At 47.8% G+C, this 14,690-nt stretch carries 12 protein-coding genes; 10 read left to right on the forward strand and 2 right to left on the reverse strand.

What is annotated here, in order from left to right; all coding sequences use genetic code 11:
- Nucleotides 1-28: 28 nt before the first annotated feature.
- The 9 genes from DEALDRAFT_RS17350 (at nucleotide 29) to DEALDRAFT_RS00170 (ending at nucleotide 8,302) form a co-directional block, all read left to right on the forward strand.
- Nucleotides 29-973 (forward strand): transketolase C-terminal domain-containing protein, encoded by a 945-nt coding sequence (locus DEALDRAFT_RS17350; RefSeq protein WP_008513710.1) that lies wholly within the window; start codon nucleotides 29-31, stop codon nucleotides 971-973.
- A 14-nt stretch (nucleotides 974-987) separates the two neighbouring features.
- On the forward strand, nucleotides 988-1,830 hold the full coding sequence (locus DEALDRAFT_RS00135) for a thiamine pyrophosphate-dependent enzyme (protein WP_008513711.1): 843 nt from the start codon (nucleotides 988-990) through the stop codon (nucleotides 1,828-1,830).
- 198 nt (nucleotides 1,831-2,028) lie between these two features.
- Nucleotides 2,029-2,757, forward strand: a complete 729-nt coding sequence (locus DEALDRAFT_RS00140) for a DUF1275 family protein (RefSeq protein WP_008513712.1) — start codon at nucleotides 2,029-2,031, stop codon at nucleotides 2,755-2,757.
- A gap of 133 nt (nucleotides 2,758-2,890) precedes the next feature.
- The gene (locus tag DEALDRAFT_RS00145; RefSeq protein ID WP_243441122.1) at nucleotides 2,891-3,871 is read left to right on the forward strand and encodes a sodium-dependent bicarbonate transport family permease; all 981 of its coding nucleotides are present in this window, start codon (nucleotides 2,891-2,893) and stop codon (nucleotides 3,869-3,871) included.
- Between the two features lie 17 nt (nucleotides 3,872-3,888).
- Entirely contained in the window at nucleotides 3,889-4,215 is a 327-nt protein-coding gene (locus DEALDRAFT_RS00150) for a P-II family nitrogen regulator (protein ID WP_008513715.1), read from the forward strand.
- Between the two features lie 476 nt (nucleotides 4,216-4,691).
- Complete coding sequence (locus tag DEALDRAFT_RS00155) at nucleotides 4,692-5,660, forward strand: arsenic resistance protein (protein ID WP_008513716.1); 969 nt, start codon at nucleotides 4,692-4,694, stop codon at nucleotides 5,658-5,660.
- 73 nt (nucleotides 5,661-5,733) lie between these two features.
- Nucleotides 5,734-6,504 carry an ADP-ribosylglycohydrolase family protein gene (locus DEALDRAFT_RS00160; protein ID WP_008513717.1) on the forward strand — a complete coding sequence of 257 codons (771 nt, stop codon included), beginning with the start codon at nucleotides 5,734-5,736 and terminating at the stop codon, nucleotides 6,502-6,504.
- Between the two features lie 24 nt (nucleotides 6,505-6,528).
- Nucleotides 6,529-7,731, forward strand: coding sequence for an HD domain-containing protein (locus DEALDRAFT_RS00165; protein ID WP_008513718.1), 1,203 nt, complete (start codon nucleotides 6,529-6,531; stop codon nucleotides 7,729-7,731).
- 4 nt (nucleotides 7,732-7,735) lie between these two features.
- Nucleotides 7,736-8,302 carry a sortase gene (locus tag DEALDRAFT_RS00170; protein ID WP_008513720.1) on the forward strand — a complete coding sequence of 189 codons (567 nt, stop codon included), beginning with the start codon at nucleotides 7,736-7,738 and terminating at the stop codon, nucleotides 8,300-8,302.
- 34 nt (nucleotides 8,303-8,336) lie between these two features.
- Here DEALDRAFT_RS00170 and clpB read toward each other — a convergent pair whose 3' ends face one another.
- Nucleotides 8,337-10,913: an ATP-dependent chaperone ClpB gene (clpB, locus tag DEALDRAFT_RS00175; protein WP_008513721.1), complete on the reverse strand. Its 2,577-nt coding sequence runs from the start codon at nucleotides 10,911-10,913 to the stop codon at nucleotides 8,337-8,339.
- A 407-nt stretch (nucleotides 10,914-11,320) separates the two neighbouring features.
- On the opposite strand from clpB, the gene DEALDRAFT_RS00180 reads away from it, so the two are divergent.
- Complete coding sequence (locus DEALDRAFT_RS00180) at nucleotides 11,321-12,946, forward strand: glycoside hydrolase family protein (protein WP_008513722.1); 1,626 nt, start codon at nucleotides 11,321-11,323, stop codon at nucleotides 12,944-12,946.
- A gap of 29 nt (nucleotides 12,947-12,975) precedes the next feature.
- On the opposite strand, the gene DEALDRAFT_RS00185 is transcribed toward DEALDRAFT_RS00180, so the two are convergent.
- The gene (locus DEALDRAFT_RS00185) at nucleotides 12,976-14,655 is read right to left on the reverse strand and encodes a nucleoside kinase (RefSeq protein ID WP_008513723.1); all 1,680 of its coding nucleotides are present in this window, start codon (nucleotides 14,653-14,655) and stop codon (nucleotides 12,976-12,978) included.
- Nucleotides 14,656-14,690 lie beyond the last annotated feature (35 nt).

The following is a 14,690-nucleotide window of genomic DNA, read 5'->3' on the forward strand; positions in this document are numbered from 1 at the left end:
TATCTCAAAGATTACTATCGGGGGGAAAATGAGTTTTGCCGTCATGGCTGCTGTCCATGGCGCAGCTCTGGGCGGTGGTCGGGTTTTTACCGCCACCAGTGGTCCCGGTACATTAAGGGCCATGGAAATGTTTCCGGTCTGGGCCGGTTCACGCCAGCCCATTGTCAGCGCCTTTATGTGTCGGGGAGTGTCTCTACCCCCTTCAATTCAGCCGGAAAACATTGAAATGAGTATGCTGTTGGATACCGGCATGCTAATGTTTCATGCCGAGAATGCCCAGGACTTTTTTGACATGCTGCTAAAAGCTTATGTAATTGCGGAAAAACCGGAAGTACACCTGCCCGTAGGCGTATTTGTAGATGGTTTTTTCGTTACCCATACCCGGGATACTGTACTTCTTCCCCCGGAGGATCTGAAACTTGCATCCTATGATGCTAATAATTCACCGGTTCCCGTTTTTGATATGGAGACACCGCCCATCAGGATTACCCGTGATCCGCTCTTAAACAAAAGTAATTTTATAAGTTACGCTGCCAATGCCAGCTGGCATCAGGAAGTGCTGGCTGCGGCAGAAAGAGCACGTAAACATATTCACCAGTACCTGGGCGGGCTTTTAGAAGTGGAGAACCCTGATGCCAAAATCTTTATAGCCGCCTCCGGCACCGCTGTTTCACAGGGCCGTGAAGCGCTAAAAGATATGCGGGCTGAAGGCTTGGACGTGGGCTTAATCAAAATTAAATCAATCCGTCCTTTCCCCACAGAAGAGCTGGCGGAAGTAACAGCAAACGCAGAACTAATCGTTGTTCCAGAATTTAACGCCGGCGGCTGGTTGGCCAGGGAAATCAAAGCAACTCTTAATGAAAACCACAGAGTTGTGGCAGGCCCCCGTGTGTTTGGCGGAATGACCATACCAAAAGAACTAATCATCGACGAAGTCCGCAAGGCTTTGAGAAGCCAAAGCGGCGGCCAATAAAGGAGGCAGGATATATGTCTTTGAAAATATTAAAGCCTACCGCCGAATTTGCCCATTTGCTGCCTCAGGAATATAAGGATCTGGTTGAAAATGGCCCGTTCTCAGGGGATAAAGGGGTTTCGGACCTGGGAACATTTAAGGAAATCATTGAAGAGCACCCCCATTGTGCCGGCTGCGGAGTGGCTCTTGGCGTACGTTTGGTGGGCGCTTCCCTGCCTGCACCGGCAGATACGCTGATAATCGGCACTCCCGGATGCTCCTTCTTTGGTCTGGCCCAGACCGCAGTTAACTACTCCAATACAGCCTTTGGTAACCAAAACGCTGTGGCTTCCGGCTTAAAAAGGATGCTTCAGATTCGCTATCCGGATCAGCACAAGGATGTGGTGGTTTTGGTAGGTGACGGCGGTATTGCTGACATTGGCCTGGATATGACACTGCACTCCTGGTTGCGCCGGGAAAAGATCACCACCATTATGGTGGATAACGAGGTTTATGGTAATACAGGAGGTCAGGAAAGCGGCATGACAAAGGAAGGGGAAGTCTTAAATATGGCTCCCGACGGGAAAAAATTCCCCAAAATCCCTGTCTTTGATTTGGCCCGTTCTTCCGGCTGTGCCTATGGAGCCCGGGTCACAGTAGCCAGCCCGAAGAAAATTGGGCAGGTAGTGAAAAAAGCTATCCTGGTGGCCCGTGAAGTCGGCCCCTCTTATGTACAAATCTATACGCCTTGTCCCACAAACCTGAAGTTTTCTCCGGATCAAACCGTTAAAGTGGCCAAGGAAGCAGAAGCGGACTATTATTCTTTTGAAGAGTTTATCAGTCCCGAAGCTGAGAAATTTCTTAACAGTATTGAGTAGGCAAATATGCCGCAGATAAGCTTTATAGGGATACACCTAATTAAATAGTTGCTATGCAATTGGTTAAAAAGGAGTATCCAATAAAATAAAAAACCGGAAGGCATGTGAAGGGTATTAATATCAGTTATATGCAGTCCGACGTTGTGTTTAATTACACATGCGTCGGACTTTTTTTTTCCAGGAAAGGATGAGCAGAAAATGGGTACAGATGACTTGTCGGTTAAATTTGACTGGGAAATATTGTGTAAAAACAAGGTCTTATGTACCGTAGGTTGGTGGCTTACGTTCTGGGCAGGCGCTATGAATGCTCTGACAACATCTGCAGTCCTGTTTATGAGGATAGCCCATCTGACAGGACCGGTTACAGATCAGGCCAAGTATGTGCTAACCAATCCTGCAATGGCTATACTAGTAACCATTATCATCATCTCTTTTATTACCGGTTCTTTCTCTGCCACTAAAGCACTGCCCCAACTTGGTATGACTTATGGTTTACTTATGCCGGTTTTGCCGGTCTTGCTGGCCGCCGGATTTGTATATGTGGGATTCTATGTTACGGGTATATACGAAATATCCGCGGGACGCTATGTTTTAGCCATGTTACTGGCTTTTTCCACCGGTTGGCAAAACAGTATTACATCACAGGGACGGATAGGGAGGACTACCCATCTTACCGGGGACCTTACAGATTTGGGAATAGCCCTGGCAGCGGGCAAAAAAAAGCATGCAGTCTTTCTTTTAATTAAGTATTCCGGCTTTCTTATCGGTGGTATAATCGGTTACGTAGGCGGGCAGGCTGCTCCTGTATTAACAATGGTTGGTATAGCCACAGGATACGGAACCACAGTGCTTGTCTTTCACTTCAGAAACGCCTGGTCAACCCGTACTGTCAGAAAAGAGCAAGTAGCCTACAACAGAATACAGTAATCCTGTTTCTCTTGCTAAGTCCGGTAGAAATCTGTTATCCTACATAAAAGATTACTTTCTTTACGGGGGAGTATTAAATAACGAATGCAGCTTGATATTTTGTAAAAAACTAGGTGGTGGGTACACGTTGTCGGTGGATTTAGTTTTACAGAATATAATTTCTCCTCCCATTTTATTTTTTGCTCTCGGTGTGCTGGCTACCCTTTTAAACTCAGACCTTAAAATACCTGATGCAGCGGGGGCGGCAATTGCTGTCTTTGTACTTATTTCTATCGGTTTACGGGCCGGTGTTTCAGTAAATCAGGTAGGTGTCGGTGCAGTAGCTTTACCTGCATTGCTTGCGGTTATTACCGGGATATTGCTGGCGATACTGGTTTACAGTGTTTTTACCGGAATTGTCAGACTGGATAAAGCAAATGCTGCATCCCTGGCAGGTCATTATGGGGCGGTAAGCAGTATTACGCTGGCGTTGTCTCTGGTTTATCTGGACAACATAGGAGCAAGCTTTGAACAATTTGTTCCTGCGCTGTATCCGTTCATGGACATAGCCGCCCTGATTACCGCAGTGGTTTTGGGCCGTATTGGTGGGGCTGGTCAAAACGGTAAGAACAAGACTGAGCTCCGGCTGATTTATGAGGCAATTGTCTCCAAGCCTTCGCTTTTGCTGTTAGGGGGCTTTATCATCGGTTTTGCCAATGGAGCAGAGGGAACAGAAGCAATTATGCCCTTTTATGCCCTGATCTTTCCCGGTGTATTGACTCTCTTTATGCTGGATGTTGGTTTGCTGGCGGGCAGCCGTCTACCTGGTTTGTTAGCTGTGGATAAAAAAGTATTTGCGGTAGGATTGATTCTACCTGCGGTTCATGGACTTATTGCTGTTATTCTTGCCACCGTTATAGGGCTTAGCCCGGGTGGAGCTACAATTTTTGCTGCCCTTGCCGCAGGAGCTTCATATATCTCCGCTCCATCTGTAATGCGTACTGCTATCCCCAAAGCTAACCCTTCACTTTCCCTGGCTATGGCGCTGGGTTTGGTGTTTCCGTTTAATGTTACTGTGGGTATTCCACTTTACTATCAGGCGGCGCAGCTGGTTTCAATGCTCTTCACCAGATAAAAACAGGGGGCTTGAAAATGGAACTCAAAAATGCCAAGTTAGTTGTGATTATTACTGAAGCGGCAATAGAAAGCAATATAATCAGCTTGATTAAGTCAATGGGTATCAAGGGCTACACCATATATCATGGTGTGACGGGGGAAGGTGACAGGGGTGTGCGTTTCGGTTCCGGTGGACTTGGTGGTTTTGGCGAGAATGTCAGAATTGAGACGGTGATTTCCAGTGAAGAAAAAGCGGAGAAGGTAATGCGTGAGGTGTGCGAGCAGTATCTAAACAACTATGCCGGAATTGTTTATGCCACAGATGTCCGGGTTATCCGTATTGAAAAGTTTTCAAAAAAATAGATAAAGTATTACCAAAATATGTACTTGCTTTTTTAGTACTGATAGCGTATTATTTTTATTACTGAGATAAATATTTAGGATGGCTCAGCTAAAAAGGTTGCTTACGCAATCGGTTTGGCGAGGTATCCACTGTTAACCATAGTCTTTGTAAAAACTTAATAGCCCGGAAGGCATTTAAAGGGTTTAGTATCAGTTAATTGCAGTCCGACGTTTGCGAAATATGCGCATACGTCGGACTTTTGTGTTATTGCCCACTGAGTAATGCCACGTTGTTCACTTTGCGTGCGGAGCTGCAGATCCAATTTCGCTGTTATCGCCACCGGCGGGTTGGCCCACCCAGCTTCTGGCAACGGCCGGTTCCGGCACGCATTTTTTTTTCAGAACAAAGCACCGCATAGCGCGGTGCTTTGTTTGCGCTTGCAGCATTTAACTGCCCCATGTATACTGATTAAGTAGAACCTTGCCAAGGAGATAATATGAATATATTTGAAAGGTTTCAGGTGTTTTTTATTCTGGCAGCCGTTGCTTTGGGGCTCCTGCTGGGTAATTTAAACTGGGTTGCCGCAAATGCCTCATTATTTATCACCCCATTTTTAATGGCCATGTTATTTGGTGTTTTTCTACAAGTGCCACTCAATCATCTGGGAACGGCTCTGAAGGACTTTCGTTTTACCGGATTGAGTATGGCCATGAACTTTATCTGGACTCCTGCTTTGGCCTTTCTCTTGGGCTATCTTTTTCTCGGAGGGGCCCCTGATCTCTGGGTCGGCCTGATTATGCTCATGGTAACGCCCTGTACCGATTGGTACATTGTTTTTACCAATATAGCCTGCGGAAATGTGCCTCTGGCCACGGTCCAACTGCCGTGGAAGTTGTTACTGCAGCTTTTGCTCTTGCCTATATATCTGTTACTTCTGGCCGGGGCTATTGTGGAAATTAATACTGCCATTCTTTTTACCAGTCTGGTTCAGGTCCTGGTTGTTCCCTTTATTCTGGCCTTAATTACCCGCCGGCTCTTGCTGCTTAAAAAGAATGAAAGCTGGCTGGAGGCGCAGGTCTTGCCCAAAGTATCCATCATGCAGTTTGTTTTTCTTGCGCTCACCATTATGGCCATGTTTGCTTCCCAGGGGGAAATACTGCTACAAAATCCCGCCATCGTTCTTAGGCTGCTGCCTCCGATTATACTATTTTTTGCTATTAACTTTCTGCTGGGCCAGGGGATTGGACGTTTATTTAAGTTCTCCTATGAGAACGTGGCCTGCTTTAATTTCACTACCCTGGCACGAAACTCTCCGCTGGCGTTGGCCATTGCTGTTTCCGCCTTCCCGGACAGGCCCTTAATTGCCCTGGTATTAATTATTGGGCCTCTAATTGAACTACCGGTATTGACGGTAATCGCCCAGGTACTGTTATTTTTACGCAAAAAGGAATTTTGGCCTAATTAACCTCATAGGTCAGCTGCTGTGCAGGATTTTTGCGCTGTTAAGCAGAAACGATAGCAGAGCAGGGGGTAAAGCGATGCTTGGAGCAATTATCGGTGATATCATCGGCTCAGTTTATGAGTTTAATAATATAAAGAGTCTGGATTTCCCACTGTTCACTCAGCAAAGCCGCTTTACCGACGATACGGTGCTTACGGTGGCCACCGCAGACGTGCTGCTAAACAGCAGGCCGTTTCGTCAGGTGTACCAGGATTACTACCACCGTTATCCCCAGGCGGGGTATGGTGGCAACTTTGCCCGCTGGGCAAAGGGGAGAGTGAGGGAGCCATACGGCAGTTTCGGCAACGGCTCTGCCATGAGAGTAGGCCCTGTGGGTTTTGCCTGCAACACATTGGAAGCAGTGTTGGCAAAAGCGGCCGAAAGCGCCGCCGTGAGCCATAATCATCCTGAAGGCATCAATGGGGCAAAGGCGGTGGGAGCCGCTGTTTTTATGAGTCAAAACGGTGCCGGAAAAGATGAGATTGCAACCTTTATAACCAAAGAGTTTGGTTATGACCTTACTCAATCTCTTGACAGTGTGCGTCGCTGGTACTCTTTCGATGTATCCTGCCAGGGCTCTGTTCCCCATGCCATCCGGGCCTTTCTGGAGAGCAGGGATTTTACACACGCCATACGCCTGGCGGTGTCTATCGGCGGTGACAGCGATACACTGGCTTGTATGGCAGGAGCCATGGCAGAGGCTTATTACAAAGAAATTCCTCCAAAGTTGGAGGTTGAAGCGTTAAGCCGGTTGCCGGCCGATTTAAAGAAAACCATCCGGGAATTTTACCAGAGATATATGGGATGAAGAGAAGAAAGCGGGGCGGTGCAGATGATCAAAAAGGAACTGTTGGAATTATTGTTTGAAGCGGCCAGCATCCAGCGCTGGAATGACCATATCCGGCCGCACAAGGGCTTTGCTGAGCTGGACAAGCAGGCCCACAAGATGGTCTTTGCTTATGTGCTCACCAAGTTTGAGGAGTCGGACCGGGGCGCAGAGGTGGACTGGGTAAAGCTCATTGAAGGTGGATTTTTTGAATTTCTCCACCGTATTGTCCTTACCGATATCAAGCCGCCCATCTTTCATAAACTGATGCTGGAAAAAGGAGAGCTTTTAAATACCTGGGTACTGGAACAATTGCGGGACCGCATTGGGCCGGTGGAAGGCGGGCTGCTGGATAAGTTCCACGCCTACTTTTTTGACCCCGAATACAGTATGCAGGAGAAGAAAATTCTTAAAGCGGCACATTATCTGGCTACTAACTGGGAGTTTCAGATAATCTATAATTTAAATGCCAATCTGTACGGCCTGGATGAGACGCGAAAAAAAATAGCCGATGAAATAGAAGAACATTACCATTTGGCCGGGGTACAGAAGCTGCAGTTAGGCAAAAAAACCAGCCATTTCATGGATCTGGTGGGGCAGCTGCGTTTTCAGCAGCGTTGGGCGCAGACGCCCCGTATTCCGGAAACTTCCGTATTGGGCCATACCTTGATTGTAGCTATGCTATCTTACTTATGCAGCAAGGAACTGGACGCCTGCCCAAAACGGACGGCAAATAATTATTTCGCCGGACTCTTTCATGATTTGCCGGAAGTGCTGACCAGGGACATTGTGTCCCCTGTGAAACGGTCTGTAGAAGGGCTTGATGAGTTAATTAAGGAAATTGAAAACCGCCAGGTGGAGGAACTGCTTCTGCCCCTTTTGCCGGCGGCCTGGCATAAAGAACTTCGTTATTTTACCGAAGAGGAATTTGCCAATAAAATCTGTCAAAACGGGCGCGTAGAAATTGTAGATACAATAGGCGAAAAGTACAACGAAGACCGATACTCGCCCATTGACGGGGAGCTGATTCGGGTCTGCGACCATTTTGCCGCTTATATGGAAGCTTATCTTTCCATTTCGCACGGAATCAGATCCCACTATCTGGCCGAAGGTTACAGGGGGCTCTACGCCCAGTACCGGAATCATAGTGTGGCCGGTTTCGACTTTGGGCTGTGGTTTGCTTACTTTAAACCTGGCATGGGAGATTAAAGTTTTGAAAACTAAAGGAAAAGTGTTGGAGAAAAAGAATAAGCTCAGGCGCTGGTTCGGTATCCTGTTAATCTTTGCCGGCCTGCTTATTGCCGCTTCCATGCTTTATCCCCAGGTCTACGCCAGATTTGCTCCGAGCCCACTCATGAATCCGGAGGTGGTGGCAGCCGGCTCCTTTTGGCTTGTCATTCCGGAAATAAATGTGGATTCAGTGGTGTTGGGAGAGGTGTCCCGACATACGCTGAACCAGGCTGTAGCCCATCTGCCGGGAAGCGGTTTCCCCGGGGAGGGGACCAACATAATTATTGTGGGACACCAGTATAACCCGGCTACTGCACATCGTCCTCAAAGCAGCTTCGGTTTACTGGATTCCCTCAACCAGGGAGACCCCATTTACCTTGCGTATCAGGAGCAGGTCTACACATACCTGGTGGAGGGAAAGGAAACTCTGGATGCAGACGATCCCCAACTGTACATACTAACCGGCCATGAACAACTGACACTGTTAACCTGTGCTCCCATGTTCCATGAAACAAAAAGGCTTAAAGTTACCGCTTTGCCGGCACAATAGAATCTCCCGCCCAAACCGGACGGGAGATTTTTTGTTAAATTCTAAAAATCAGCTGGTTCTCGTCTGCGTCTACTGTAATATGGCTGTGATCGGCGATTTCCCCGGCAATAAGTTTCCGGGCCAGCACCGTCTCCACCTGGCGTTGCAGGTAGCGCTTCAGAGGACGGGCACCGTAAACCGGGTCATAACCGGCACGGGCCACATGCTCTTTGGCCGCCTCGGTCATTTCCAGAGTAATGTAGCGTTCGGCCAGCCGTTTGTACAGAAGTTCCAGCTGCAGGTCGATGATCTGCTTTGTTTCTTCCAGAGTTAAAGGCTTAAAGAGCACAATTTCATCAACCCGGTTTAAAAACTCGGGACGGAAATGACTGCGCAACTCCGCCATTACTTTATCTTTGACGCTTTCGGCAATGTCGCCGCTTTCACCGGCATTTTCCAAAAGATGCATGCTGCCCAGATTGGATGTCATGATAATGATGGTGTTTTTAAAGTCCACTGTACGGCCGTGACTGTCGGTGAGGCGGCCGTCATCGAGAATCTGCAGCAGGACGTTGAACACATCATAATGGGCTTTTTCTATTTCATCAAAAAGAAGAACGCTGTATGGTTTGCGGCGAACCGCCTCGGTGAGCTGGCCACCTTCATCGTAACCCACATAACCGGGAGGGGCCCCGATAAGCCTGGCCACCGTGTGTTTTTCCATGTACTCACTCATATCGATACGGATCATGTTCTCTTCACTGTCAAAAAGCGATTCTGCCAGGGCACGGGCCAGTTCCGTTTTGCCCACACCGGTGGGACCCAGGAAGATGAATGAGCCGATGGGACGTTTGGGGTCTTTTAGACCGGAGCGGGCGCGAATCACCGCATCTGTAACGGCGTTGACCGCTTCGTCCTGGCCAATGACCCGTTCGTGTAATATATCGTCCAGACGCAGCAGTTTTTCCTTTTCTCCTTCCAGCAAACGGGAAAGGGGAATCCCGGTCCAGCGGGAAACCACCTCCGCCACTTCCTCAGGGGTCACATCTTCCTTAATCAGCTTGGCTTCGTCACTGCCCAGCCGTTCTTCTGCTTCCTTTAGTTTTTTCTCAAGCGCCGGAATCCGTCCGTACTGATATTCCGCCACTTTATTTAAATCGTATTCACGCTGGGCCTGCTCCATTTCATGCCGGGCTTTTTCCAGCTCTTCACGAATGGAGCCCAAGCCGCCAATGGTGGACTTTTCTTCCTCCCACTGGGCACGCATGGTATCCCGCTCGGATCGCAGCTCAGCCACTTCTTTTTCCAGGGCATTCAGCCGTTCCTGAGAGGCCTGGTCTTTTTCTTTGCGCAACGCCTCCCGCTCAATCTCCAGCTGCATCAGACGCCGCTCCAGGTTTTCCAGCTCTTCTGGCATGCTTTCCATTTCGGTGCGCAGTTTGGCCGCTGCTTCGTCAATCAGGTCAATGGCTTTGTCAGGCAGGAAGCGATCGGAGATATAGCGGTGACTAAGGGTTGCGGCCGAGACCAGCGCCGCATCCTGGATGCGTACACCATGGTGCAGTTCATAACGCTCCCGCAGACCCCGCAGAATGGAGATGGTATTCTCCACGGTGGGTTCAGCCACAATTACCGGTTGGAAGCGCCGCTCCAATGCGGCATCTTTTTCAATATGCTGCCGGTACTCATCCATTGTTGTGGCCCCGATGCAATGCAATTCGCCCCGGGCCAGCATGGGTTTTAGCATATTACCCGCATCCATGGAGCCTTCGGTTTTGCCTGCGCCAACCACTGTGTGTAGCTCGTCAATAAAGAGGATAATCCGGCCTGCAGACTGGGTTACTTCCTGCAGTACTGCTTTTAGCCGTTCCTCAAATTCACCGCGGTATTTGGCACCGGCCACCAGAGCCCCCATATCCAGCGAGACAATCCGCCGGTCTTTTAAGCTGTCCGGTACATCACCGGCCACAATCCGCCGGGCAAGTCCCTCAGCAATGGCTGTTTTGCCCACCCCCGGCTCACCTATGAGAACCGGGTTATTCTTGGTTCTGCGGGATAAAACCTGAATAACACGTCGTATTTCCGTATCCCGACCAATGACCGGGTCCAGTTTGTTCTGCTCCGCCATTTCCGTTAAGTCGCGGCCGTACTTTTCCAGCGCTTCGTAGGTATCTTCCGGATTGGCACTGGTAATACGCTGGTTGCCCCGTACCTGGGTCATGGCTTCCATAAATGAAGCGCGGGTGACACCACTTTCCGACAGTAATTTACTGATGGTAGTATCTTCAAACATGGCCAGAACCAAATGTTCAACACTGACATATTCATCGGTCAGGTTTTTGGCTTCATCCTGAGCACGGACCAGAATCTGATTCATACGCTGTGTCATGTATGTGGAACCTGCACCGCTAACTGCAGGTATTTTATCCAGAGACTGATTAAGGCGGGAGGAAAGCGTTTCAATATTACCTCCTGCTTTGCTTAACAGTTTGGGAACAAGACCGTTTTCCTGTTCCAAAAGAGACTGGAGAAGATGTTCCGCATCCACAGTCTGGTGGCTTTTACGCACAGATATATCCTGAGCTTCTTTTAAGGCTACCTGAGCTTTTTCCGTGAACTTGCTGATATCCATTAGATGCCCCTCCTTGCAGAGACTTTTTAAACTAATCCTAAAGTATTATTCCACATCATGTCAATTAATAAAAAAGAAACAGATGTACAAAATATATTGAAGTAGAAACAACTTCATTTTCTCAATTTGCTCAGGTGAACTCTAAGAGTGCAGAACCACCGGCCTATACCAGCTATGACATGAATAAAATCTGTTGAGGTTATCTCCATACTCTGTCTTGCCGGTGGAATTTTCTTAGTAAGTAAAGAAAAGAAGGTAATATATCAATAAACCGTGCAACCGCGCGGTTATTTCTTTTTTCAACAAAAACAACCAAAAATAGTGACGAAATACGCGACTGTTTTCTTGGGAGTTTTTCCCGATAACATGATAGGCTGATAAAGGATACCGTTCGGGGGGGCGATTCTTTGTCAGTTAAAAAAGTAAGTTCTGTATTTTTATTTGTGATAATTGTCGCAATCGCATTTGGACAACCGGCCAGTGCATCGTCAGATTTGGCCACAAACCTCCATGTGAGTGATAAGGGTCACTTGGAAAGGCCCAATAGCATTGTCCGTTATGTCTCCATGTTGGGTGAAGGAACAGAAGAAAATCCGTTTTTATTATGGTATGAGGATCAGTCCGTTGCAGGTGGGACGGTTAAATTTGCGCAATCATCATCAGGACAGGATAACTTTGATGATGGATTACCAATTATAGTAGAAGGAAGGCACAATTACCAACAAAACATTCGCAGACCTGCTGTGTTTATAAAGCCGGATGGGGAGTTTGCGATGTACTTTTTGGAAAACGGAGGGCTAAGTTACACTTATAGCGATGACGGAAAGAACTGGAATAACCCGGTAAGGGTTGAGGGTCTTCCTGATTCGGTAAAGGGCGTTGTAGATACACTGGTGGTGGATAATCAGGTATGGCTTTATTGGATCGACGAGGCAAGCGATAATGCCGTTAAGCGCTCTCTTTCCAAGGGAGATGGCTTTACAGAGTTTAACGGGACAGCTAATGTAGTGCTAAACAAGCATTCTTACCGGCCTACTGGGCAGGTCATACCATATTACGACGGTTATTATCTTTTCTTTTTGGCGGATCAGGAAGATGACAAGACGCCTGCTTACGCCGGTCTGGCGTATTCTGAAGATGGTATCGATAACTGGACAGTGGTCCGTGGTGCAGATAATCCTATTTTAGAAAATAGTAGTGACATTCGGTACAATTTAAATGACCTTACTGTAGGAAATGGATCACACGTATTTAAAATGTTTTATACGGCTCATTTTAAAAGTGACGGCATGATGTCAATGTTTTCTGAAACAGACAGCCTGGTAGGATATTCTGTGGGCAAACCGGAGACTGTTCACGTGAACAAAGAATTTTCAGATCCCAGACACGGGTACGTAAATACCGTAGCCGAGGCATTGGATATTATATCTGCCAATCAAAACTCGAAAGTTCTAATCTATCCGGGTACTTACTCTGAAAAGAACCTGGTTGTGGATAACCCTATTACAGTGGCGGCTAAGGAAAGTGATGTGCCATTGCCTGTGTTGGATTTTAGTGGTGGCAGTTTTGCTTTTCATATCAAACATGATCGGGCTCATCTGGTTATAGCGGATTTAATTTTTTTTGGGAATGGTGGAACGGCTTTAAAAATTGAGGGGGATAGGAAGGCTGTAAAGAATGTTACCGTACAGGGTATTACAGTAAGTAATCCCGGAGGGTCAGCAGTAACAATTTTGGATGACGTTAGCAATATTAGGATTAACCAGAGTCAATTTTTAGAATATGGCGACTTTGCTCTGCATAGCAATGCATCACAAACCATTGATGCAACAAATAACTGGTGGGGAACACAGACTCCCGGCGATGTAATTGAGGGAGATGTGGACTACAGCCCCTGGGCAGCCAATTCCTCCTTGGATACCTGGATTACGATGCCGCCTGCTTACGAAAGTTATGGCATGAATACTAATTTATTGTGGATGATGGTAATTAGCTGTTGTGCCGGGGGATGGTTTGTATCAAGAAAAGAATAGGAAAGAGCCCACGTTGCCGTGGGCTCTTGTTATATCCGGAAAAAGCATGACTCGCCGATGAACTCGCGTAGGATGGAGTTTGAAGGGACGTCGTGGGAATCTAAGGGGACAAAGCCGGAGAGGAACAGGCGTAGGCGTTTGGCGTCCACGTATTCCGGCTCTGTTTGTTCGATTTTTTCCAGGAGCGGTTCGGCGTGTTGTTTAAGGATGGCCAGTTCGTAAACCAGTGCGGAGTTAAACATGATATCTGCTTCCTCCTGGAGATGGAAGATGTTGCGGTCTTCGCCGCGGCGTACTGAGGGCCAGCGGCGGATAGTGGTGAGCGCATCGGTGCCGCGGAACTGATTGTCGCGGACTATGCGGCGCAGGAGCCGGGTATCTGTGGTATGGATGCGGGTATGCTGATCCACGTTTAAAGCGGTGAGGGCGGAGACATAGATTTTAAATTTACGGTTACGGGGAATAGATTGGGTCAGCCGTTCGTTTAGGCCATGAATCCCTTCGATGATCAGCGGTTGGTTTTTCTCCAGTTTGATCCGTTTACCGTTGTATTCACGTGTACCGGTGGAAAAATTGAAGGTGGGGATATCCACTTCCCCGCCGTTAATCAGATCGATGAGGTGTTTGTTGAAGAGGTCTAAATCAATGGCTTCAATATGCTCAAAATCCGGTTTGTTTGATTCGTCTAAGGGCGTATTGTCCCGATCCACAAAATAGTCGTCCAAAGAGATGGGGAAGGGACGGATGCCGTTTACCAAGAGCTGTGTGCGGAGACGTTGTGCAAAGGTGGTTTTGCCTGAGGAAGAGGGCCCGGCGATGAGGATGACACAGATTTCGTCTTCCCGTTCTGTAATCATATCGGCAATTTGGGCAATTTTCTTTTCATGCAACGCTTCATTGATGCGGATAATGTCTGCACCTTGGCCTTCTTCAATCACGTCGTTTAATACCCCTACTGTGCTTACGCCCAGAATGCGGGCCCAGCGCTCCGATTCACGGAAGATGTCAAAGAGCTTATTTTGCTCCACAAAGCGGGGAATGGAAAACGGATCTTTTTCGTCGGGGAAGCGCAGGATAACGCCGGGTTCGTAATATTCCAGGCTGAAGAGCTGTAAAACACCGGTGCTTGGCACCATATAGCCGTGGAGTGAGTCATGGAAACTGTTTATGCCGTAGAGAGTAAGGGTTTCTTTGGGCCAGCGCTTATAGAGGCGGACTTTATCTTCAAACCCCTCTTTGCGGAAAATCTCAATGGCTTCGTCCACAGGTACTTTGTTCTTCACAATGGGCAGGTCCTGGTTTACCACTTCCCACATTTTTTGTTCTATGGCAGCCACCTCGTCGGCGGTGAGTTTGGAGTTTTTGTCAATCTCACAGTAGAGACCTTTACCCAACGAATGTTCCACTTTTACTTCGGCTTTGGGGAATAGAACGTGTGTGGCATAGAGCAAAAGGAAGGTCAGGCTACGCTGGTAAATGCGCGCTCCTTCTTTAGTATACAGGTCCAGAAATTTTATCACCGAAGGCGTGTCAACCACCGTTTCCAGGTCCCGGACTTTTTCATCCACCAGTGCTGCCACGATGGTGGAGGGGAAGTGTTCTGCCACATCACGCCTGATTTCCAGCAAAGAGCGGTTTCCCGGCAGTTCAATAATTTCATTGTCGGGGAGAAGAATATCAACGGTTAACTCTTTTTTATTATTTGTCAATGCTCATCCCTCTTTCACAGCATTATGCATGCTCT

Source organism: Dethiobacter alkaliphilus AHT 1, from assembly GCF_000174415.1.
Classification (GTDB): Bacteria; Bacillota; Dethiobacteria; order Dethiobacterales; family Dethiobacteraceae; genus Dethiobacter; species Dethiobacter alkaliphilus.

What these genes read in the sequence shown, in the direction of transcription:
- DEALDRAFT_RS00150 (WP_008513715.1), top strand. Translation starts at nt 3,889, where the DNA reads ATGGAACTCAAAAATGCCAAGTTAGTTGTGATTATTACTGAAGCGGCA.
- DEALDRAFT_RS00155 (WP_008513716.1), top strand. Translation starts at nt 4,692, where the DNA reads ATGAATATATTTGAAAGGTTTCAGGTGTTTTTTATTCTGGCAGCCGTT.
- DEALDRAFT_RS00140 (WP_008513712.1), top strand. Translation starts at nt 2,029, where the DNA reads ATGGGTACAGATGACTTGTCGGTTAAATTTGACTGGGAAATATTGTGT.
- clpB (WP_008513721.1), bottom strand. Translation starts at nt 10,913, where the DNA reads ATGGATATCAGCAAGTTCACGGAAAAAGCTCAGGTAGCCTTAAAAGAA.
- DEALDRAFT_RS00165 (WP_008513718.1), top strand. Translation starts at nt 6,529, where the DNA reads ATGATCAAAAAGGAACTGTTGGAATTATTGTTTGAAGCGGCCAGCATC.
- DEALDRAFT_RS00160 (WP_008513717.1), top strand. Translation starts at nt 5,734, where the DNA reads ATGCTTGGAGCAATTATCGGTGATATCATCGGCTCAGTTTATGAGTTT.
- DEALDRAFT_RS00135 (WP_008513711.1), top strand. Translation starts at nt 988, where the DNA reads ATGTCTTTGAAAATATTAAAGCCTACCGCCGAATTTGCCCATTTGCTG.
- DEALDRAFT_RS17350 (WP_008513710.1), top strand. Translation starts at nt 29, where the DNA reads ATGAGTTTTGCCGTCATGGCTGCTGTCCATGGCGCAGCTCTGGGCGGT.